The organism is Psychrobacter sp. LV10R520-6 (assembly GCF_900182925.1).
GTDB lineage: Bacteria > Pseudomonadota > Gammaproteobacteria > Pseudomonadales > Moraxellaceae > Psychrobacter.
Map to the genome: position 1 here is coordinate 732,003 of NZ_LT900024.1, position 21,380 is coordinate 753,382.

General features: G+C 41.9%; 19 protein-coding genes and 1 pseudogene. 8 read left to right on the forward strand and 12 right to left on the reverse strand.

Annotated features, from left to right (window positions below; all coding sequences use genetic code 11):
* Nucleotides 1-216: 216 nt before the first annotated feature.
* Nucleotides 217-348, forward strand: a pseudogene (locus U1P77_RS13500) (tRNA dihydrouridine synthase DusB); the annotation flags it as partial.
* A gap of 36 nt (nucleotides 349-384) precedes the next feature.
* Here U1P77_RS13500 and U1P77_RS03080 read toward each other — a convergent pair.
* Nucleotides 385-1,940 (reverse strand): IS3 family transposase gene (locus tag U1P77_RS03080; RefSeq protein WP_321155460.1). Its coding sequence is split into 2 segments (ribosomal slippage): nucleotides 385-1,475 and nucleotides 1,475-1,940, totalling 1,557 coding nucleotides; the frame shifts between segments, so codons are not numbered across the junction.
* Between the two features lie 22 nt (nucleotides 1,941-1,962).
* Here U1P77_RS03080 and dusB point away from each other — a divergent pair.
* On the forward strand, nucleotides 1,963-2,916 hold the full coding sequence (gene dusB, locus U1P77_RS03085; RefSeq protein ID WP_321155936.1) for a tRNA dihydrouridine synthase DusB: 954 nt from the start codon (nucleotides 1,963-1,965) through the stop codon (nucleotides 2,914-2,916).
* Between the two features lie 1,025 nt (nucleotides 2,917-3,941).
* Here the strand turns inward: dusB and U1P77_RS03090 are convergent.
* The 4 genes from U1P77_RS03090 to U1P77_RS03105 form a co-directional block, all read right to left on the reverse strand.
* Complete coding sequence (locus U1P77_RS03090; protein ID WP_321155937.1) at nucleotides 3,942-4,490, reverse strand: HEPN family nuclease; 549 nt, start codon at nucleotides 4,488-4,490, stop codon at nucleotides 3,942-3,944.
* 244 nt (nucleotides 4,491-4,734) lie between these two features.
* Nucleotides 4,735-5,355 (reverse strand): hypothetical protein, encoded by a 621-nt coding sequence (locus tag U1P77_RS03095; protein ID WP_321155938.1) that lies wholly within the window; start codon nucleotides 5,353-5,355, stop codon nucleotides 4,735-4,737.
* 27 nt (nucleotides 5,356-5,382) lie between these two features.
* Nucleotides 5,383-5,898 (reverse strand): hypothetical protein, encoded by a 516-nt coding sequence (locus U1P77_RS03100; RefSeq protein ID WP_321155939.1) that lies wholly within the window; start codon nucleotides 5,896-5,898, stop codon nucleotides 5,383-5,385.
* A gap of 54 nt (nucleotides 5,899-5,952) precedes the next feature.
* Complete coding sequence (locus U1P77_RS03105; protein WP_321155940.1) at nucleotides 5,953-6,246, reverse strand: mobilization protein MobS; 294 nt, start codon at nucleotides 6,244-6,246, stop codon at nucleotides 5,953-5,955.
* A gap of 255 nt (nucleotides 6,247-6,501) precedes the next feature.
* Here U1P77_RS03105 and U1P77_RS03110 point away from each other — a divergent pair, with 255 nt between their 5' ends.
* A complete protein-coding gene (locus U1P77_RS03110) occupies nucleotides 6,502-7,005 on the forward strand; it encodes a MobA/MobL family protein (protein ID WP_321155941.1) in 504 nt (167 codons plus the stop codon).
* A gap of 17 nt (nucleotides 7,006-7,022) precedes the next feature.
* Nucleotides 7,023-7,187, forward strand: a complete 165-nt coding sequence (locus tag U1P77_RS03115; RefSeq protein ID WP_321155942.1) for a hypothetical protein — start codon at nucleotides 7,023-7,025, stop codon at nucleotides 7,185-7,187.
* A gap of 31 nt (nucleotides 7,188-7,218) precedes the next feature.
* Here the strand turns inward: U1P77_RS03115 and U1P77_RS03120 are convergent, their stop codons facing one another.
* From U1P77_RS03120 to U1P77_RS03140, 5 genes are all read right to left on the reverse strand, one after another.
* Nucleotides 7,219-8,673 carry a tetratricopeptide repeat protein gene (locus U1P77_RS03120; protein WP_321155943.1) on the reverse strand — a complete coding sequence of 485 codons (1,455 nt, stop codon included), beginning with the start codon at nucleotides 8,671-8,673 and terminating at the stop codon, nucleotides 7,219-7,221.
* Nucleotides 8,674-8,808: 135 nt separating this feature from the next.
* On the reverse strand, nucleotides 8,809-9,270 hold the full coding sequence (locus U1P77_RS03125; RefSeq protein WP_321155944.1) for a hypothetical protein: 462 nt from the start codon (nucleotides 9,268-9,270) through the stop codon (nucleotides 8,809-8,811).
* Nucleotides 9,271-9,566: 296 nt separating this feature from the next.
* Entirely contained in the window at nucleotides 9,567-10,031 is a 465-nt protein-coding gene (locus U1P77_RS03130) for a hypothetical protein (RefSeq protein ID WP_321155945.1), read from the reverse strand.
* Nucleotides 10,032-10,258: 227 nt separating this feature from the next.
* Entirely contained in the window at nucleotides 10,259-10,789 is a 531-nt protein-coding gene (locus U1P77_RS03135) for an inorganic diphosphatase (protein ID WP_201553926.1), read from the reverse strand.
* Nucleotides 10,790-11,162: 373 nt separating this feature from the next.
* Complete coding sequence (locus U1P77_RS03140; RefSeq protein ID WP_321156597.1) at nucleotides 11,163-12,083, reverse strand: lipoyl protein ligase domain-containing protein; 921 nt, start codon at nucleotides 12,081-12,083, stop codon at nucleotides 11,163-11,165.
* 608 nt (nucleotides 12,084-12,691) lie between these two features.
* Here U1P77_RS03140 and U1P77_RS03145 point away from each other — a divergent pair.
* The 4 genes from U1P77_RS03145 (at nucleotide 12,692) to pncB (ending at nucleotide 19,175) form a co-directional block, all read left to right on the forward strand.
* Nucleotides 12,692-14,185 carry a coniferyl aldehyde dehydrogenase gene (locus U1P77_RS03145; RefSeq protein ID WP_321155946.1) on the forward strand — a complete coding sequence of 498 codons (1,494 nt, stop codon included), beginning with the start codon at nucleotides 12,692-12,694 and terminating at the stop codon, nucleotides 14,183-14,185.
* A gap of 338 nt (nucleotides 14,186-14,523) precedes the next feature.
* A complete protein-coding gene (locus U1P77_RS03150) occupies nucleotides 14,524-16,494 on the forward strand; it encodes a glycine betaine ABC transporter substrate-binding protein (protein ID WP_321155947.1) in 1,971 nt (656 codons plus the stop codon).
* A gap of 82 nt (nucleotides 16,495-16,576) precedes the next feature.
* A complete protein-coding gene (locus U1P77_RS03155; RefSeq protein ID WP_321155948.1) occupies nucleotides 16,577-17,509 on the forward strand; it encodes an ATP-binding cassette domain-containing protein in 933 nt (310 codons plus the stop codon).
* Between the two features lie 406 nt (nucleotides 17,510-17,915).
* The gene (pncB, locus tag U1P77_RS03160; protein ID WP_321155949.1) at nucleotides 17,916-19,175 is read left to right on the forward strand and encodes a nicotinate phosphoribosyltransferase; all 1,260 of its coding nucleotides are present in this window, start codon (nucleotides 17,916-17,918) and stop codon (nucleotides 19,173-19,175) included.
* Between the two features lie 10 nt (nucleotides 19,176-19,185).
* On the opposite strand, the gene xseB is transcribed toward pncB, so the two are convergent.
* Together xseB and xseA are read right to left on the reverse strand one after the other, a co-directional pair.
* Nucleotides 19,186-19,443: an exodeoxyribonuclease VII small subunit gene (gene xseB / locus U1P77_RS03165; protein ID WP_321155950.1), complete on the reverse strand. Its 258-nt coding sequence runs from the start codon at nucleotides 19,441-19,443 to the stop codon at nucleotides 19,186-19,188.
* A 257-nt stretch (nucleotides 19,444-19,700) separates the two neighbouring features.
* Entirely contained in the window at nucleotides 19,701-21,251 is a 1,551-nt protein-coding gene (gene xseA, locus U1P77_RS03170; RefSeq protein ID WP_321155951.1) for an exodeoxyribonuclease VII large subunit, read from the reverse strand.
* Between the last annotated feature and the right edge of the window lie 129 nt (nucleotides 21,252-21,380).

Here is a 21,380-nt window from a genome sequence, read left to right on the forward strand (position 1 = left end):
TATTAAGTAAAATGGATAAGTATATGGTTTCTTATAGCTGGTAAAAATTTTTCTAGCTTGCTGTGTGACTACGTCACTCCAGAGGCTTCGAAAATTTCTTCCAGCCATACTACATCTTTTCTAAATTAGCTTAAATATATCAAGGTTAAAACTTGCAATATACGTACGAATGCTTAGAATAACGGCTTGTTTTCATTGCAAATCAAGCCGTTTTTTATGTTTATAGATATTTCAAATACTTCTGTTTCGCAAGTAAAAAATAATAGTGACCATCCTTTATTGCAGCCGCTAAAAATTGGCGGCTTGACAGTCGAAAACCGTCTCATAGTTGCCCCGATGGCAGGGGTTCGGAGTTTATCAAGCTAGTTGTCACCATAAGCCGGTTTAAGCGGCTTTTAATTTATCCTGTTTCTGCTCTTTTACTGGGTTCAATGTCGTCGGCCCAACTGGTGAGCAGTTTCTAACCTCTTTTGAGCCCCAACGTATAGGGTTTTCAGCTTTAGCGAGATCCATCGTCATCTTACGCTGAGCTAATATCTCAACATCTTCACCCGTGTGGCGCTGATTGGGGGTCACAAAGCGAAGCTGACTGTGCTTATGCTCATAATTATACCAGCGAGTGAATGTAAGTACCCATCGTCTTGCATCATTCAGGCTTTCAAAGCCTTGTGTTGGCCAATTAGGGCGATACTTACAGGTTTTAAACAGCGACTCTGCAAACGGATTATCATTACTTACCCTCGGTCTACTATAAGAAGTAACCACACCAAGCTCATACGCTTTCATACGCATGGTTTGTGCTTTCATGGGTGCGCCATTGTCTGAGTGTAATACCACACCCGTGTGTAGCGCATTTTCACTGATTAACGTACGCTGTAGCAGCTCGGCTGCCAGTGTTCCTGACTCGTGATCATGCACTTCCCAACCGACAATCTTACGGCTATACACATCCTCAATCATGTACAGATAATAAAACTGCCCGCGAACAGGGCTTGGCAAATAAGTGATGTCCCAGCAGAACACTTGGCAGGGTCCTGTCGCCGTGAAGGTCTTTGGTGCCTTTGATACTCGAGGGGCAAGACTGCGACCTCGATGATTGAGTTGTTGGTGTTGCTTAAGTACCCGGTAAAAAGTGGACTCTGAACCATAATACAACCCCTCATCAAGCAGTGTCGGTACAATCTGGGTGGGCGGCAAGCTTGCAAAGCGTGGCAGGTTACACACGGCAATGATCGCGGCTTGCTCAGACGCGCTTAGCTTGTTCTTCGGTACGGGACGTATGGCATCTAATCGCTTGTCCCAGCTCACCTGACCCGCGCGGTACCAGCGCCGATAGGTACGTAAGCTAATTCCAACCTCTTCACAGGCAAGGTTAATTCTAGCACCTGACTGATTCGCGTCTTGTATCCACGCTAGATATTGTTTGCGCTCTGGCAGCAAGGTCAGTCGTCCTCGTGCTCCTCCCAAAACGCATCCAACTTTTTTCTGAGCACCAGTAAAGCGGCGGTTTCAGCCAACGCTTTCTCTTTTCGGGCAAGCTCGCGTTGTAGCTGTTTGATGTGTTTGCGATCCGTCTGCTGTTGACGCTTATCTTTAAGGCTTTGTTGTTTGCTGCTACTAAAGCCTTTTAGGGCGTCGCTACGCCACGCTTTGATTTGTTCGCTATAGAGTCCTTTACGGCGGCAGTATTCACTGAGTTCGGCTTCGCTTAGACTGCCGGTTTCAATGACGGTGGCAAGTTTGGTCGCGCTTGACCAGTCATTGGGGGTTCTCTTGTTTCCAGGCATGGGCTGACCTTGTTGTCGGGCTTGGTTGCGCCAATTATACAAAGTTTGTAGCCCAATGCCTTCATTTCTTGAGACTTCGGCGATGGATAGGTTCAAGGGTGGTTGTAGTTTGTTTAATATCGCCTGTTTACGTTCTTCACTATAGCGTGGCATGATGAGTCCTTGATGCCCCCATTTGGATTGTTTTTTTAGGGGTGACAACTATCCTGCCATAGGGGGGGTTACCGACAATCCATTCCGAAAGTTATGCAAATCGTTTGGCGCCGGTCATGCCGTTAGTGAAATGATTATCGCTGATACGGCGCTTTATGCCCGTAAAAAGTCCTTATATCGCGCTAACTTTGATGGCGAGATAGCGCCCATTTCAGCACAAATAGCGGGCGCTGATCCGGATAAACTTGCTGAAGCTGCTCGTTATCAAATCGATAATGGCGCGCAGATTATTGATATTAATATGGGCTGTCCGGCCAAAAAGGTCTGTCGTAAGCTAGCAGGTTCAGCACTACTACAAGACGAAGATTTGGTCGCGCGGCTGCTTGATGCCGCAGTGAATGCGGTCAATGCTCCAGTCACCTTAAAGACGCGATTGGGTTATGAGAATGGCCGCGAAAACATTCTACGCGTTGCCCGCCGCGCCGAACAGGCAGGCATTGCCGCGATTGCCATTCATGGTCGCACTCGTGAGGATATGTATAACGGTGAAGCGCGCTATGAGCTGATACGCGAAGTTAAGGACAGTATCAGTATTCCAGTGATTGCCAATGGTGATATTGACAGTCCGCAAAAAGCCCAGCGCGTTTATGAGCTGACCGGTTGTGATGCAGTGATGATAGGGCGCGCGGCCCAAGGTCAACCGTGGCTATTTCGTGATATTAGACATTTTCTGCAGACGGGTGAGATGTTAGATGCACCCAGTGTCAGCGAAATTAAAGAGATTGTGCTGACTCATCTACAAGAGCTCTACGACTTTTATGGAGAGTATTCTGGCTGCCGAATTGCTCGTAAGCATATTGCATGGTATACCACCGGCATTCCTAATTCTAATGCCTTTCGGCAAGCGATGTATAGTGAGGAAAGTACCGCCGGACAATTTCAAGTGGTTGAGGCTTTCTTGATGAACCATGAGTAACAATAGGGCAGATTTGATAGCGTTCTATTACCGCTTAATAGTCTTTACCTGAAAGCATGACTATATTTGTTTCCCTAATTATTGACAGTATGTTTTTGCTATTCTGAAGTTGCATACACATATCCAACATTAATGGAAATATAATAAATAAAAAGGATTTTTTATAGCGACCCCCTCAAAAACGTTAATCATTAAATAGCAATATGGGTAAATTTTCTTCGGCTACTTATTCTCTAGCGCCTGCGATTAATGTCAGTATTCAATCTATAGGCTATCGTATATTTCCAAGCACCCGTGGTGGGTAAACTACTGATAGAAAACCGAACCTTGCTCAGCGTGCATTCGCCAGAATTCTTCCTGGCGAGTATCACTAGATAGGTTTTTATCAATATCAACATAAAAAACTAATGGTCATATAAATGAGTAGGGCGGTGTGACTGTTTGGTGCTCCATCAGTAGTGACAGCTCCCTAACTTGCATTTATACGGACGCATAATTAAAAGTTTAGCCCAATTGTTACAGCCTTTATTTTAGTATGGTCGGATCGGTGATTTTTTGGTATAAATTTCTTTAACATAAGGCCCGTTTTATAGGAGTAATGGGTGGTTCCTTAGTGAGGACTCGAAGCTTTGGCTGTAGCCCAAGTGATTTCAATGGGTGTAGGCTATTGGATTGCATCAGTGTACATCTGAGTGTACTTAATGAGCTTGGCTTGATGGTTTTTTGACTAGATTATCAGGTATATTTTTGAGTGTGGACGGCATGGTAGGAAGTAAACTGTCGGCTATAGCCCAAGTGTTTACGGTGTTTCTTAATTTTAACTTTGCTCTATACCAACAATAATACCAACATCAGGTTTGAAGATTGGTTAAATCGGCTTGTTTTAGGGTTCGCCATGATGGTGAGGGTATCCCCATTTTTGGGGTGTGAACTTCTTAACTCCCACCAATGATGGTTATCTGCTCAAAAGTAGCTGTTTTCTGAGTTTGGCTCCTACATAAGGAACCAAATTGACAGCCGTACAACTACTGGTTACGGTTCAACCAGTAGTCCTCAACATATTTAAAGAATAGCTTTTGCAATGCATTCATGAACATCCCAAAATCTGCTAATGGTATTGTAATAGTACAATTCTCATCTTTTTTGGTTTTATTGTTATGTCTAGTATCAGAGAAAGCAACTTCAGTATTAAATATAAAACTTACCTTTGCATGTGCAACTGCATTTCTAATATGACTAACATAATCAATTCCTTCAGAATCAGTCGTGTAGTCAGATTCAGTTTTTGCATCATTTTTTATCGTATTAACGACTTCATTTAGTTTATCAAACTCAGATTCAAACCTACTTTTAATCTTTTCTTTTGGGATTACTAACATGGCGTATAGAGCCATGAGCATACTTCCTTGATTGTCAATTCCAATCGTAGTTATACTTTCTTGAACGTATTTATCCTGAAACTCAGCATTCTTATAATAATCACTATTTAAGAAGTCCAAATTTTTCAGCTCTAAAAGAAATGAAACTGTTATATAACTTTGAATAAGTAAATTATCTTCTTGTGTTATGGTCATATCCTGATTCTCCCTGAAAACAGTTAGTTTATTACAAACACTCTAAGGAAAGGTGGGGTAGTTTTATTAATAGTGCTTAAAATCTACCCTGTAAAACTCTATTATCGAACATAAATCTTACCAGTGGCAGCAGCGGAAATTAAGCCAGTGCGACGTTATTAATATTAATGGCTAATTATCGTTCAGTCGCCTACTGGTCATGGATTTATATCTATTTCAGTGTCACAGTTTCTTACGGTATATTCTATTGATAGGGTCTTTTTTTCTTTGAACCTATTCTTGCTCCATAAATGATGAAGTGTACTAACCATGAAAAAATTAGATATGGAGTAAAAAGTATTAAGAATATTCCGAAACCTTCTACGATACGATTCAAAATATAGTCTTCAAAATACGACTCACCTTCCTGTACTATCGCATTGAATGCTACTTCATCTTCTGGATTGACAAACTCTATTCGTCCTTCTGTTAGAAGATAAGGAAGAATATTGCGCATATCCTCATACTCACAGTGAACATCTTTATTTGACCATATGTAACAACTATTTGTTTCTAGCATTTTACTGTCTACTAAACTACTTACATCTAGCATCCCACCATCAATAGTCTCAAAAAAAATCTTCATCGGAATATCAATATCATATAACCCCAAAAGCCTGTCTGTGGGATAAACAAAATACCTCAATTGTTTGTGAAGTTTTTGTCTGGAAGTGTTTATCATTGCAGAGCAATTAGCTTCACTCACACTACATTGTACAAACTGCCCTCTCTCATGAAAAACATCTTGTTGTCCTAAATAAAGACTAAAAGCCAAAGTTGGAACGGCTAAGACTATTGATAACCGAATATACTGTTTTTGATTCAAATCAACCTCGTAGATATTTTTTTAATTTCAAATAATTATGCTAACCCACCTTCTCAAAACCAATCTAACTTTTTGATATTTAAAATAATAAATTAGGATAGTTTTTGGTTTTTTAATCGCATTATCAAATCCCGAGACTAATATAGGACTTTCTGGATTTTCCCTAATTTCTTGAAAGCTTTTCTTATCTAATTTCTTAGCTCTATTATAGAAAGTACCAACGGTATCTTTAATTTGTGTCGCTACAGTTCTTTCGTTACTGGCTAACCCACTAAACGATATAGCGCTGCTGCAAAGTTGACGAGCAATCAATCTAAGTTCTTCCAATTTAGCTGTGTTGTCGTCTTTTAATGGTTTCATCATCTCACTATCTAGATGAACAAGGTTTTCCCTATATTCTTCCAGAAGAACTAAGATTTTTGCGGCCTCATTCGACATTATTTCACTGCGTTTTTGATTTCTCCATTGGTAGAATATAAATAAAGCAATCAATCCTGTGATGAAGGGCGCAATAGCTTTCCAGTCCCAGCTACAAAAATTCATCTATAAATCCTACACCAAGTATAATTTCCATTAGAGTCTCAAATTTATAGTTTTTTAATTATTAGAACTATGATACTTCTCCACTGCCACAGTTCTTAGGTTCTCTACCAAGTCTAACATTAAATCTTTATCTCCCTGTCTGGTTAAGAAAGATAATAGATGGTTAGCTGTATACTCCTTTAAACCACCTACTGCATCATTATCCAAAGCATCTACAAGGAAAGCGCCAAGTATTATTTTTTGCCTCGTTAACTTTTTATCAAGCTTCTGTTTCTCCCTATTTATTTTAAGTTCAAGCTCATTAATCTTCTGCTGTTCTTTTAAATCATTACCACCAAGTAAGCTCATATCATCTCCTTAGATTATCAAATTATTTACTCACCTGACTATAGCAAGTTCGCCAGTATCTAACAATCTACTATGATATAGTTATTTGACGGATGTTTGCGTCCCACTGACTAAGTGCGAGTTTTCGACTTTACAAATGTTTATCCCTAACGGTCACACATTTATAAAATCAAAACATCGGCAGGGGTAAACCCCCACACCCCCAATACTACGAAAATATGTAGTACTAAAAATTAAAAATATGAGTATATAGAAATGGCTATTTTCATCGCATCGACTAAATCCATATCACGAGGTAATGGACAAAGTGCGGTTGCCAGTGCGAGCTATCGCGCTGGTGTTGAGTTAGAAGATAAGCGCTACGATAAGACCCAAGATTACTCAAAACGACATGGGGTGATGAGTGCAGATATTATTTTGCCGTCAGCGTTGGCTGCTGCCAACGCTGCTATTGATCGCAGCGATTTAAGGAACAAAGCAGAGCTTGCCGAGAAAAGAAAAGATGCGCGAGTGGCTAGAGAATGGCTGGTTAATCTACCGCATGAATTGAGTGAGCAAGACCGTAAGGCGCTAGCGCATAAGTTCGCCCAAACCCTAGCCGATCGTTACGGCACGATTGCCGATTGTGCTATTCATCAACCCACACAAAAAGAAGTTGATCGAGGGGCAGACCCTCGCAACTTCCATGCTCATATCTTATTGAGGATTTGCAGGACGAATATGAAAGGACGAGTTATTCTCGTGGAAATAAAGACTTAATGACATGGACAAAGGGTATGAGTATTAAGAAGGAGTATCATCAAGCGTTATATGGTGATATTAAAGTACCTGAGCCTTTAGAGATTGATGTCAAAGTTGTTGTATCCGATAATCAACTTGAGCCTACAACAACTAAGACAGAGACCCCCAAACTACAGCGCTTTTATGCGCCTCGTCCATAAAAGGTTATACGTGTAATAAAATTATGACGGCTTATTTAAACATTCGATAAGCATCACAACCTTTTTGAAAGCCGTTATCGCAAGACTTACCAAACCACTCCGTGGCAGTAACCTTACTTTTGCGAACCCCTTTACCCTCATAGTACATTATTCCCAGAAAAAGCTGAGAGGCAGCATCTCTTTGATTGGCTCCTTTTCTAAACCACTTCGCAGCCTCAGCATAGTCCTGTCGAACACCCTTGCCGTTATAGTACATATATCCGAGTGTGTATTGAGAGCCGGAATTCCCTTGATTAGCAGCCTTTTCATGCCACTTATGTGCTTTAAAATAATCCTGTTTAACATCCTTACTACTATAGTACATATACCCAAGAATAAATTGAGCGCTAGCATCCCCTTGATTAGCGGCTTTTTCATACCACTTCACAGCCTCAGCATAGTTCTGTCTAACACCCTTGCCATCTTGGTATATTACAGCAAGCTTCAATGCCGCCATAAGGTTCTCTTGATTAGCGGCTTTTTCATACCATTCAACTGCTTTAGCGCTATCCTGAAGCACGCCATTACCAAGAAAGTACATTAAGCCTAAAACGTATTGAGCGTTAGAATTGCCTTGATTGGCAGGTCCTTCATACCATCTAAATGCTTTAAAGTAATCCTGTCTAACCCCTTTACCCTCATAATACATCTCTCCAAGCTTCACTTCAGCCTTGGCATTGCCTTGGTTAGCTGCTTTTTGAAACCATTCAAATGCTTTAGTATTATCCTGAGGTACGCCATTGCCTTCTCTATATACAAATCCAAGATTGAGTTGAGCATCAGCATTGCCTTGATTAGCTGCTTTTTCATACCACTCAAACGCTTTTGCATAGTCTTGGCGAATACCTGAACCTTCTTCGTACATAGACCCTAGTATATTTTGAGCCTCAATATGTCCTTGGTTGGCTGATCTTTGAACCAGTTTAAACGCTTTAATATTATCCTGAGGCAACCCCTTGCCAAGGGAGTACGTTAAACCTAGCATGTATTCAGCATCAGCATTGCCTTGATTAGCTGCTTTTTCATACCACTCAAACGCTTTTGCATAGTCTTGGCGAATACCAGTGCCAGAAGAATACATTGCTCCAAGTTTTAATTGAGCGTCAACGTTGCTTTGGTTAGCTGCTTTTTGAAACCTTTCAAATGCTTTAGTATCATCCTGACGAACGCCAGTACCATTAGTAAGCATTGCCTCAAGATTAAACTGAGCTTTAGTGTTGCCTTGGTTAGCTGCTTTTTGAAACCATTCAAATGCTTTGGTATTGTCCTGAGGTGCACCTTCGCCCTTGTAGTACATTACTCCAAGATTATATTGAGCAGAAGCATTACCTTCATGAGCTAACCGTTGGTTTTGGGTAAAGTCCATCGCTATAGCTGATAGAGACAATAACGTTGTTACTAAAAAGGTTATCAATTTGCGTATGACTGAGTTTTGCAGCAGTGACATGGTATGTCTCTATTTATGAATTTGGAAGATTATGAAGTTACTCTCATGTTAGCAGATCTATTTTTTAGCACTCGGCTCGGCGACTTTTTTACCCTTAAAATCATTTGTCATAATCTAATTTATACACTTAAAATGTTATCTAATTGAAAAACCGTCAATTGGATAACGAGATTTAAAAGCAATGTTAGTTAAGCCATGTGGACCACGAGCAGCTAAAATCAATGTAAGACAATATGAAAAATAGTATCTTGCATTAGTTGCATCCAAGGCTCTTTCTCTATACTCAATATCAAATGAGTCTAAATTAGCAGCTTCCTCACATACCAATACAATAAAGTTTGGTTTAGATACTTCTCTATTTAAGATTATTCCATTTCTCAATCCATTTTTAGGTAAAACACCTTCTTTTTCTAGAGTCTTTCCAGAAAACAAAATTAAGCTATGTGACATTTGCTCCCTTTGCTTTGCATTACTATTCTCTAGAATATCACACCATTCAGACATCGATTTTGAGCCAACATCATTAGCATATTTGTACTTCTTCAAAGTAAGCACTATATAAACAACAATACCAGCAACAACTAAACCAATCGACATTTTCTATAATTCCTATATTTTGTGTAAATAAAACCAAGCTAACGCAATTAAGCGTGGACACAGATTGCGTTAGCTTGCTGAATTAAGTTGATTTGTTTTAACGATCATATTGCCTTCTGACATAAGTTCTATTTATCAGTCCCAAAATTCATCGGTGACTTTAAGGTATACCCCAACGGAACCAGTTATTTCACCCTTTAAACCTATTAACAGACCACTTAAAATAGACTGATATAATGGAACCATTTTAAACATACTATCCGTATTATCAAATAGATCCACTACTTTAGTATTTTTTAGCCAAATATCCGCCATAATATCCAAAACATGCTAGCCATTATAATCATAATGACTAATAACCACTTGGCCCAATAAGGGAGGAGCGGTTTTTTATAGCCCAAATTATTTAATTGGCTATCGACCCCACGTTGTAGGCTTTTAAAGTTTTGCTCTTCTGGGGTGGTTTTGACCCGGTTTTTTATTAGTCGCTCAGAGTCTTCTAGAACTTGCTCTCTATCAAAGCTAATTGCTCCGTTAGGAATGCCTTGTTTGCTAGCAATAGTATTTAACTTTTGCTGCTGCTTGACTTTAAGCTCGGTCTCATAAGCATCAATACGTATTTTGGCTGCATCCATGCTGATATTCTCATCAGCAGCCAAGGCCTTAATCGCCATAACTAGATTGTTTTTTTCGATCATCATGATGATCTCTTTTGGCAGTTTGGCGCTGACGGGTTTCGAGTTAGGATCAGAATTAAACATGGTTGTCCTTTATTTTTGTTTCTATTGTCTGCGGGTGTCAAAACGCTATACTTATAATACGGTTTATTATAGCAACTTTATATCGTAACGTTATGACGGCAACTTTACGCCTACAATTTTATGACCGTGCAAATTTCAAGCAAAAAAATACCGCAATCACAGTGATGATGGCGGTAAATGGTTCTTATTGATCATAAAGTATTAATTCATCAAGAGTCAGTGATGACTTACAGGTCTTTCCAGCGTTGGATAGACTCTTTGATGACTTCTTTGGCCTCAGCTACATCACCCCATGATTCGACCACAGTAGTGCCTTTTTTCTTTAAGTCTTTATAGTGGCTAAAGTGAAAATGTAGTTGTTCAATAATTTGCTTTGGTAAATCTTCTAAGCTGTTGTAAGCGTTACCGTTGTTACGATCATCGGCTGGCACGACCACAATTTTATCATCAACTTCGCCATCATCAACAAACTTCATGACACCGATAACTTTGGCTTTTAAGAAAATACCCGTGGTTAATGGCTGCTCAGTAAGGATCAAAGCATCAAGCTCATCACCGTCTTCGTCAAGCGTTTGCGGAATGAAACCATAGTTGCATGGCTTAGCAAAAATCTGTGGGTCAATACGATCAAGCTCGAACACAGCCAGCTCGCGATTCCATTCAATTTTATGACTGCTACCGGTCGGGATTTCAATAACTACGTTGATAATACCGCCATCTACGTCGCCTGCATCTAAAATTTTATTAAAATCTGCCATAAAGGGTTCCTATTTGCTTTTGTTATTAAAGGTTAGAGAGTGGTATGAATATCTATGAAAGCACGGTGAGGTTATGACCGCGCTTAATTTGTACTGACCGCGATTATAACAAGTTTGGTTTAATTTTTCTCGCTATGCTTAAGTCTAAGCGCGCACGATATTATGCAAAATAAGACTCAAGTTATGGCTGCTAATACTGTATATAGAATACGCGACTCTCAACTTAATAGGGGCTATCGTAGGCTGGCGCTTTTAGCCCAGCCAATCGTAACAATTTGCTAAAAACGCTGGGCTAAAGCCACAGCCTACGCCAAAAATTATGGGAGTTGAGAGTGGAGTATAGAATATAAGAAAGAAAACAGTTTCAAAACCGCTATTTTGACGCTATTGGACGCAATTCGATTAGCCCAGCATGACGCTGAGCAACATTGTCAATCAACTTTTGGGTGACTTGCTCATAGCTTAGTTGCTCGGCCCCTTTTTTATTTTTTTTATCCATTGCATCCTTCATGGCGGTAAAGTCAGCGAGTCGTAGCATCTGCATACCGGCATAGCCGCACGGGTTGATGGCGTTAAATGCGGATAAATCACAATCTACGTTCAGCGCGATACCGTGATAGCTAAAGCCATGCTTAATCTTAAAGCCTAGCGAGGCAATTTTACCTAGCATAATGGCACTGTTATTATCAGCAGCAGCAGCTGGTGTTTCAGGTTTATCACCACTATCAATCTTGCTATCAATATTGGACATATCAGCATACGAGCTATTGTATAAATATACGCCTGGCGCATCACGGCGTGCATGGGCGCTTATATTTGTATCAGTATTAGCACTGAAATTAGCACTGGTATTAGCAGATGAGTCTAGTGCACCTGATGATTGATTATTTAGGCAGTCATTGACCACATCCTCGATAGCTTGCTCCGCATGTGTAACTAGATTGCGTACACTCCAACCCAAACTGTGTAAGTCAAACAGCCAATAAATTACCAGTTGCCCGTGTCCGTGCCATGTCACTTGCCCACCCCGATCGGTCTTGATAATAGGGGTGTCAGTATGTTGTAAGATATGTTCTTCTTTGCCTGCTTGCCCTAAGGTGTAGACGTCATTATGGTCGACTATCCATAGCTCATCGGGAGTCCGCAAGCCTTGCTGTTTTTTTAAGGCGATACGTTCTAAGGTACGCTGTAGCATGGCATGATGGGTGGGATTATAATCAGCAGCTATCAGCGATTTACTAATAAGGCTGTCATTAATAAAGTGATCATTAACTTTTCGCTCTGTGTTTGCTATTGAGTTTGGCATTAGGGTCGCCGTATTATGTTTTTAACAGTGATGAAACGGATTGATTACTATCATTGAGTTTAGCAGTTTTTAAACCCATCACTCAAATTTAAATTGAAGCCCAGTAAAGACTGATACTGAAAATATGATTACTAAAGATATGGCTATTAATAAAGCAGTTATTAAAGACCCCTTACTAAAAAGTCGTCATTAAAAAGCTGTCATTCAAAAACGGTTACTAAAAAATGCCCTAATAATAGCCTAGCGACTAAAACTTGGCGGCGTTCATGTATACAAACCCACCAGTTAGCCAAACGTGCTTTTCATTCGCCATTCAATACGCTACATTGAATAGTGATTAATGGATTTATCTCCAGACTTAATGCTTAGGCATCACTACTAAAGTACCTTACGATAAATATAGAGTTTTGTTTTAAGTATACGCGACTCTCAACTTAATAGGGGCTATCGTAGGCTGGCGCTTTTAGCCCAGTCAATCGTAACAATTTGCCAAAAACGCTGGGCTAAAGCCACAGCCTACGCCAAAAATTATGATAGTTGAGAGTGGGGTTTTAAGTATATAATTTTGACTCTAGGACGCATGACAAGGACGACACATGACAGCCAATAACGAAATTAATAGTACTCAAAGCAGCAGCAACCAAAGCAGCGACAATCAAACCACGAGCGATGCTGACCATTCGCTTAGTACCATTACCACTACCGAGCAGCTAAAGGCTCAGTTTTCGCGCTTGCAAGCGCTGAGCCGTACCCAGCCTATAGTTGATTGGGCGACTCGAGAGACTCAATTAGACAATCTAGAAATGATGCTCAGTGACAATCAAAAAGATATCGCTCAAGCCATCAGCGCGGACTTCGGCTATCGTAGCGAGTCAGAAACCCAGTTTGCAGAACTATTCCCAAGCTTTGCCGGTATCAGTCACGCTAAAAAGAACGGTAAAAAATGGATGAGAACTCGGCGTGTAGGCACCTCAGCACTTTATATGCCTGCTCATAACGAAATTCAGCCGCAGCCACTAGGCGTGATAGGTATTATGGTGCCATGGAACTATCCGCTATATCTAGCGATAGGACCGATGATTGATGCGCTAACGGCGGGCAATCGAATTATGATTAAGATGAGCGAGGCTGCGCCCCAATTTGCAGAAGCCTTTGCAGAAGCGGTTGCGCATTACTTTTCACCGGATATGGTGAGTGTGGTGCTGGGTGAAGTCGATATCGCCGAAGCTTTTAGCAAACTGCCCTTTGACCATTTGCTCTATACCGGCTCTACTGAAGTGGGCAAAAAAATCATGGCTGCTGCCGCCCCCAACTTAACGCCAGTTACGCTTGAGCTTGGCGGTAAGTCGCCAGTGATTGTACTGGATGATGCCAACCTTGAAGCTGCGGTCAATCGGGTGATGATGGGTAAAACGCTTAATGCTGGTCAAACCTGTGTCGCGCCTGATTATGTCCTAATTCAGCGCCAGCATCATCAGCGTTTTATTAGCTTAGCAAAAGAGTGGATGCAAGAACACTATCCTAATATTGGCGATAACCCAGACTATAGCCATATCATTAACAACCAACAATTTAAGCGAGTACAAGGCTATCTCGACAGCCTACCAGCTGAGGGCGTACACCCGCTAACCGATGTTGAGTCTAACGTTGAGACACGTTTGATGCCGCCGCTTATCGTGACGGAACCTGACCCAACCAGTAAGCTGATGCAAAATGAGATTTTTGCACCAATTGTACCCTTGATGCATTATGAGACTCTGGATGAGGCCATTGACTTTATTAATGCGCGTCCACGGCCATTGGCGCTATATGTTTTTGGTAAAAATGATCATGACATTGACCAAGTACGTACGCGTACAGTATCAGGCGGTGTCGCTATCAATGAAGTGCTCCTGCATTTGTTACAGCATGACCTACCGTTTGGCGGTGTTGGTGATTCCGGCTTTGGCACCTATCACGGTCAAGCAGGTTTTGAGCGCTTAAGTCACATGAAGCCTGTTTTTGTACAAGCCAAAATTAACGGTATGAATTTGCTCTTGCCGCCTTATGGTGCACTATTTAAAAAAGGCATGGCGCTAATGTTAAAATAAAGCCTGTGGAGTAATCCTTTCTTCCCATTTAAATAGCGCTTATTATGACAGGCGCTATTTTTTTTGATCGCTATTTATCATAAATTGTTATTAAAGTCAGAATTTGTATTTATACACGTACTATCAACTAAAAGTGGTATTTAGTAATTGATAAATAAGTATTTGTTATCAGTCGCATAAATCGCTACACTTCGTAGTAAGGCTAAAGGATAGCAATGATAAGTTTAAATTAACTGTCTACCATAACTTCTAGTCATAAAATTGGGTAATCGTAGAGTTGAGTGTTAAGAAAACAACCGCCGCAGCTCAATAAAAAATAACAATAAATAGGATATGCTATGCGCCAATGGATTGCATTAAGCTTACTGTTGATAAGCTCGTTGTTGTTGTCCCTAACCACATCGGCGGCCTCGACCACAACATCGGCTTGCGAGAATCCAATTAAGTTTGGCGCGCTAACATGGGAGAGTGGGCAGTTTACAACTGGTGTGCTCAAGTATATCGCTGAGAGCGGTTATGGCTGTACTGTTGAAGAGGTTCCGGGAGCTGGGCCGGCGTTAGAGACTGCCTTATCGCAAAATGATATTCAAATCATTGGCGAGCAGTGGGTAGGGCGTTCGCCTATCATGGAGCAAGCCATCAAGGACAATAAAGTGGTGGTGATTGGTGATACGCTTAAAGGCGGTGCCACTCAAGGCTGGTACGTTCCTAAGTATGTAATGGATGAAAACCCAGGTCTACGCCGCTATCAAGACTTGCCAAAATATGCTGAGCTGTTTAAGGATCCTGAAGACCCAAACAAATCTCGTTTTATGAACTGTCCATCAGGCTGGGCGTGTGAGATTTTCAATACGCGCTTGCTCAAGAATACTGGTTTGGACAATACCTTTAATAATGTCCATCCCGGAACCGGTGCTGCCCTTGATGCTGAGATTGCATCAGCTTTTGAGCAGCGTAAACCCTTATTATTCTATTATTGGCAGCCGACAGGCTTGATTGCCAAATATGATTTTGCACCCATAGAATTCCCCACTTATGACGAGGCTTGCTGGCAAGACTTACTGCTGGTTAACGGTACCTCAGATTGTATATCTGGCGCTCCAGTATCACCGCTCAAAATTGCAGTATCGACGCCATTTCTTAAGGCCAATCCTGAGCTATCTGAGGTATTCAAAAAAGTACAATTCACTGCTAAGGAGCTGAATGGCGCTATTCTTGAGATGACTGAGAGTAAGCGCAGTGGCGATGAGCAAGCGCTTAATTTTTTGCGTGATAATCCGAATGTCTGGCAAGACTGGTTATCTGAAGACGCGGCAACCGCTCTTGCTGCCAAACTGGGTATCAGCCTGACAGCAGATGGGGCGGGTAATACCAGCATCAATTCACCGCTTAATACGGTCACACCGTCTGACAATATCTTAGGTCTGTCATCAAACTTTCCCTCGTGGTCGCTTGAAACCCCTCTTAATGAGTCATTGGCCAGTGTAGTAAAAAATTATGGTGATGTTTTTCGCAGTATTAGTACCGTCGCCTTGAAGTATTTGCTGCTGCCCATTGAACGGTTTTTAACCTTTGTTCCACCGTGGCCAATCATTGCCTTAGTAACCGTGTTAGCTTGGTTTGGGGTGCGTAAGATATGGTTTGCACTGGCTTGTGGTGCCGGACTGTTTTTGATTGGCGCATTTGGACTATGGGGCGCATTGATTGAAACTCTAGCGCTATTGATGGTATCGGTCTTAGTGACCGTGGTCATTGGTATTCCCATTGGTATTGCCATGTCGGGCAGCAGATTGCTACGCAAAGTTATTACACCGATACTCGATGTGATGCAGACTATGCCGGGCTTTGTATACTTGATACCGGTGCTGATGCTATTCGGCATTGGTAAAGTGCCGGCGCTGTTTGCCACTGTTATTTATGCCCTGCCGCCACTCATTCGTTTGACGACATTAGGTATTACCCAAGTGAATCATGAGATGATTGAGGCCGGACGCTCATTCGGCAGTACTCATTGGCAATTGCTGATTTGGATTAAGCTACCGCAAGCGCTACCAAGTATTATGGCGGGTATTAATCAAGCGGTAATGATGTCGCTGTCGATGGTGGTCTTAGCCTCTATGATCGGTGCACCAGGTCTTGGTGAGGATGTTCTACAATCTATTCAAACCCTAAATATCGGTCAAGGCTTACAAGCAGGTACCGCTATCGTCATTGTAGCGATTATTATTGACCGTATTACCCAAGCTTTCGGACAAGGTAAACGCGCACGCCAAAAAACCATTAAGGCAGGTAGGAGACAGATTGGTTAAAGAGCGGTCTAGAGTCTCACAAACCACTTACTGTAAAAACCAATCACTATAAAATCGCTGCTAAAAAACAACGAGAATAATAATGAATCATATCCAGCTAGAGAATATCAGTAAAATTTACAATGCCAATGCGACCCAAGCACAGTCCGCGCTAGCATTATTGGCCGAAGGTATGGACAGCATTGCGGTCAAAGAAAAAACAGGTTACTCGGTAGGGCTTTATGATATTAATTTAGCGATTAGAGCTGGCGAGCTACATTGTATTATGGGGCTGTCAGGTTCGGGGAAGTCGACCCTAATAAGACATATTAATCGTTTAATTGATCCCACTAGTGGCAAAATATGGGTCGATACTGGTGTTAATTTAAACAGCAATTCAAATAACATCTCGCAACCTGCTTTATCAACCTCAACAGCGGCCGTTAACAATATAGAAAAAATGGCAACGGAGAACGCTTCCTCATCGTCAGCTATCAATATATTAGAGCTCGATGATAAGGCGTTACAAGGGTATCGCCAGCAAACAGCCAGTATGGTGTTTCAACATTTTGGTTTAGTACCGCATATGACGGTCATACAAAACGTTGCTTACGGTCTGCGCGTACGTAAAATGAGTACTGCCGAGCGCCATGAAATCGCACGGCATTGGTTGAATGAAGTCGGTCTGCCTAACTTAGAGAACAGCTATCCTGATGAATTATCAGGTGGTATGCAACAGCGCGTGGGATTAGCAAGAGCGTTAGCAACTGACACGCCTATTTTGCTCATGGATGAAGCGTTTTCTGCCCTTGATCCGCTAATTCGCGCCCAATTACAAGATCAGCTGCTTGAGCTACAAGCGCGTCTTAATAAGACCATTGTGTTTATCACTCATGATATTGATGAAGCAGTCAAAGTTGGCCAGCGTATAAGCATCTTAAATGGCGGACGTTTGGTGCAAACCGGTACCCTAAGCGATTTACGTCATAATCCGACAGATGATTACGTAGCGGAGTTTATAAGTGCTAAGACATAAAGCATTTAATTTTCTACATTTATCTCCATATAACAGTCAAGCAATTAGGCTACGCACCACTAGTGAAGTTGGTTAAACCGGCGAAACCGTATTTGTATAATAGCTATTATACAAATACGATCTAATTTGCAAAAAAGACGTTAAGGAATCCTTAGCGTCTTTTTTTATAACTTATGTGATGTAAACAGGGTTGTAGATAATCTTATTAATCGTAGTAGTTTTGCTGTTATAGCGTGTGAACTCAGAAAAACACCCTAAATTTCGTTATACTCAATAGCTTATTAATAGTTCATTGTTCATCTATACACAATATTATTAACCGCGTTTAGTAACACTCGCCCCCATATTTTGTCGCTCAATTGATTGAGCGGTGTTCATTTCTTATTTTTGCGTTTAAGGCTGTAACATGACCGTTACCCATGCACCTATTATTACCTCATTACTTGATAACGATTTGTATAAATTTACTATGCTACAAGCCATGCTGCATCAGTTTCCGCAGACTCATGGTGTGTATCGTTTTCGCTGTCGCAATAACAAGGATGCTACTTACCCGCTTGCCGATATTAAGGACGCTTTAGAGCAGCAATTAGACAGCTTATGTGAACTGCGTTTTTTGCCAGATGAGCTAGATTACTTGCGTGGCTTGCGTTTTATGCGCTCAGATTTTGTTGATTATCTGGAATTATTCAAATTTAAGCGTCGCTTTATTACGGTCAGTACTGATGTTCAAGGTCGCTTGTCTATTGACATCGAAGGCCCGATGATTCAAGCGATGTTTTTTGAAGTGTTTGTATTGGCTATCGTCAATGAGTTGTATTTTAAAGCTTTCCCAGACCCCAGTGTTATTGAAGAAGGGCAGCGACGACTGGATGAGAAGGTGGCATTGTTGCATAGCTATTCTCAGCAACAAAAGGCCGAGCAGCAGGCGACTCAGAAGCACAAGACCAATGCACCGCCCTTTATTGTCGCTGATTTTGGTACGCGACGCCGTTTTAGTAAGGTCTGGCAGGCGCATGTAGTGGCTACGTTACATAATGCTGAGCCCAATATTGTTAGTGGGACCTCCAACGTTCTGCTTGCCAAAACGCTAGGAATGACCCCGATAGGAACCATGGCACATGAGTTTATGCAGGCTTTTCAGGCATTAGATGTGCGTTTACGCGACTCCCAAAAAGCGGCCCTTGAAGCTTGGGTGCATGAATATCGAGGTGATTTAGGTATTGCCTTGACTGACGTAGTGGGAATGGATGCGTTCTTACGTGATTTTGATTTGTATTTTGCCAAGCTGTTCGATGGTTTGCGTCATGATAGCGGCGACCCTTATATTTGGGGTGATAAAGCCATTGCCCATTATCAAAAATTAAAAATAGACCCGAAGACTAAGATATTAACCTTTAGTGACGGTTTAGACTTGAATAAAGCCTGGGATTTGCATCAATACTTTAAAGACCGTATCAAGACCAGCTTTGGTATTGGTACCAATCTGACCAATGATATGGGCTTGACTCCGCTTAATATCGTTCTTAAATTGGTCGAGTGCAATGGCCAGCCAGTTGCTAAGCTATCTGATAGCCCGGGCAAAACCATGATTAATAACGATACCTATTTGGCTTATTTGCGCCAAGTATTTGACGTTGATGAACCTAAACCTGAATCTGAATAAAAACCAAACGTTAACTAGCGTTGCTGTCTTCGATAATGGTGCTATCTTCTTCGGCAAAGGCAGCATCTAAGGCACGTTGAACCGCATTGATACGAGTTTCGCAGACTCGATAAGCGGTGATTGATTCTTCAACGGTAGTCATCAAGTTGTCGATATCAGGTTCGTCTTGTTGCTGTAATTCGGCGGCATTGGTTTTTAGAATGTCGTAGGCTGCCTTAAAGGTTTTTGGGGCAGCTTTTTTGCGTTTACGAGTAGAGGCAGTGCTCATAATAGTTCCTAAGGTTTTAGAGTAATAAACAATAAAGTATGAAAAAAATAGCTAGATAAGGATGTGTTATTAATTTGGCAAATTATCAATTGCTGCGGTCTCAAGATTAATGCTTTTAATATAGTTAATCTAATTTGGAAACGGTACCGTGCTACTGGGATGCTATTGTAACAAACGTTTTGCAGCCTCTGTCACGCTGGCGAACAGCACGCAAGAAAAAATGATACCAGTAGCGCGTTGCTATAAGAGTATCTCTTTTATTTTGAATCGACTATATCAGCGCTTTCAATATCAGTACTCTTAACATCCAAAACCCGCGCCGTTGCTTTACCATCTTTTAAGATAATATGAATGGTCTGCTCAGGGTGGAGCTGGTCGCTACTTGTCAGTATCTTTCTACCTTTCTCATCAGTAAGCATAGTATAGCCTTGCTTGAGCACGTGCGTTGGCCGATGTAATAGCACGATATCACGTAGGTGCTCACTATTACGCTGCGCATGAATGACCTGCTGTTGGGCGTTCTGCATGGTGGTTTTTTGATAGCTGTCACACTCAACATGCGCGCTTGCCAATTGCTGGTAAGCCGCTGTTTTCGTTTGCGATTGCCATTCAGTGGTCAGTCTTGCTGCTTGCTTGACCTGCCGCTGCGCACTTTGTTGAATACTACGCCAAGCAAAATCACTGTCTTTTCGCATGGCCGTCAGCCGACCAATAGTTTGCGATTGTATTTGACTTAGTTGCCGCGCCGTTTGCGGCTCAACCAGAGTCAGTTGACGCTGGGCTGACTGTTTGATTTGCGCTTGATAATGGAGCACTTGAGTAACCAGCTGCGCTAAATGGGCACCAATCGCAGCAATTACTTTCGAGGGTGTATCAAAGCTACTGTGCGCTACCTCATCTAAAATAACCTTATCACGCTCATGACCAATACCTACCCACACGGGGACAGGCTGCTCGGCGACTAAGGCTGCCAGCTCATAATCATTCAGATAGGCAAGATCACCCACTGCACCGCCGCCGCGAATAATAACCAGTAAATCTGGCAGACGCTGATAAGTGGCGTAGAACTGTTGCTGGGCGCTGACAATCGCTTGGCGTATTTCGGCTGGCGCGTGATTACCCTGAAAGGTAGCGTTATGGTAATGAAATTGACAGGCACCCGCTGTCGCCAATCTATCCGCATCGGCTTGAAAGTCGCCCAATCCTGCGGCCTTTTCAGGGGCGATGACGATAACGTGTTCGATATCAAATGGGGCTGGCAGTTGCTGATTCAGGTTTATCAACCCTTCGCCAGTCAAACGATCTACCATCTCGGCATATTGCCGCGCCAAATCGCCTAAGGTATAACTGGGGTCTATATCTTCGATCGTTAACGAAAAGCCATATTGCGCATGAAAGCCTGCGGATACTTTGAGCAGAACGGTCAAATCACGACTGAGTGCCATACCCGTTGCGCGCTCAAACTTTGCCAATACTCGGGCGGCTTTAAAGCGCCAGAGATTGCCTCGGCAGCTAGCGACCACTTTACCATCATCGTCCTTTTCAGCCAATTCAAAGTAATAATGTCCGCCTTTGCTAGACAAGTTACGAATCTCAGCTTTGACCCAAACGCGGTGATCAAAGGTCTGTTTGATGACCATCCCAACCGCCGCCAAGTAATCACTGAGCCGCAAAACGGTATCTTCAAGGTTTTCTTCGAGACTGCCTTCTCGCTCAGCAAGCTCGGCTTCGAGGGTCGTTAAGTCTTTGGCAGGGGCTAATGTCTTGGCTTGTTTAGCATTGATCTGTGCCAGATTGGGTTTACGCATAATATCAGACCGATTATAGATAATAGGTGTGGTTAAGAGTTTAGCCTAAAAGAAGGCTGGCAAACAGAGTATATATAAAAAGAAAGCCAATAAGCGTACGATTAAGATGTTGGCTTTATCGCATACTTA

Coding starts and splice junctions, on each gene's coding strand:
- U1P77_RS03110 (WP_321155941.1), top strand. CDS start 6,502: ATGGCTATTTTCATCGCATCGACTAAATCCATATCACGAGGTAATGGA.
- U1P77_RS03135 (WP_201553926.1), bottom strand. CDS start 10,789: ATGGCAGATTTTAATAAAATTTTAGATGCAGGCGACGTAGATGGCGGT.
- U1P77_RS03090 (WP_321155937.1), bottom strand. CDS start 4,490: ATGACCATAACACAAGAAGATAATTTACTTATTCAAAGTTATATAACA.
- U1P77_RS03130 (WP_321155945.1), bottom strand. CDS start 10,031: ATGTTTAATTCTGATCCTAACTCGAAACCCGTCAGCGCCAAACTGCCA.
- U1P77_RS03115 (WP_321155942.1), top strand. CDS start 7,023: ATGAGTATTAAGAAGGAGTATCATCAAGCGTTATATGGTGATATTAAA.
- xseA (WP_321155951.1), bottom strand. CDS start 21,251: ATGCGTAAACCCAATCTGGCACAGATCAATGCTAAACAAGCCAAGACA.
- U1P77_RS03145 (WP_321155946.1), top strand. CDS start 12,692: ATGACAGCCAATAACGAAATTAATAGTACTCAAAGCAGCAGCAACCAA.
- U1P77_RS03125 (WP_321155944.1), bottom strand. CDS start 9,270: ATGTCGATTGGTTTAGTTGTTGCTGGTATTGTTGTTTATATAGTGCTT.
- U1P77_RS03105 (WP_321155940.1), bottom strand. CDS start 6,246: ATGAGCTTACTTGGTGGTAATGATTTAAAAGAACAGCAGAAGATTAAT.
- U1P77_RS03150 (WP_321155947.1), top strand. CDS start 14,524: ATGCGCCAATGGATTGCATTAAGCTTACTGTTGATAAGCTCGTTGTTG.
- xseB (WP_321155950.1), bottom strand. CDS start 19,443: ATGAGCACTGCCTCTACTCGTAAACGCAAAAAAGCTGCCCCAAAAACC.
- pncB (WP_321155949.1), top strand. CDS start 17,916: ATGACCGTTACCCATGCACCTATTATTACCTCATTACTTGATAACGAT.
- U1P77_RS03100 (WP_321155939.1), bottom strand. CDS start 5,898: ATGAATTTTTGTAGCTGGGACTGGAAAGCTATTGCGCCCTTCATCACA.
- U1P77_RS03155 (WP_321155948.1), top strand. CDS start 16,577: ATGAATCATATCCAGCTAGAGAATATCAGTAAAATTTACAATGCCAAT.
- U1P77_RS03120 (WP_321155943.1), bottom strand. CDS start 8,673: ATGTCACTGCTGCAAAACTCAGTCATACGCAAATTGATAACCTTTTTA.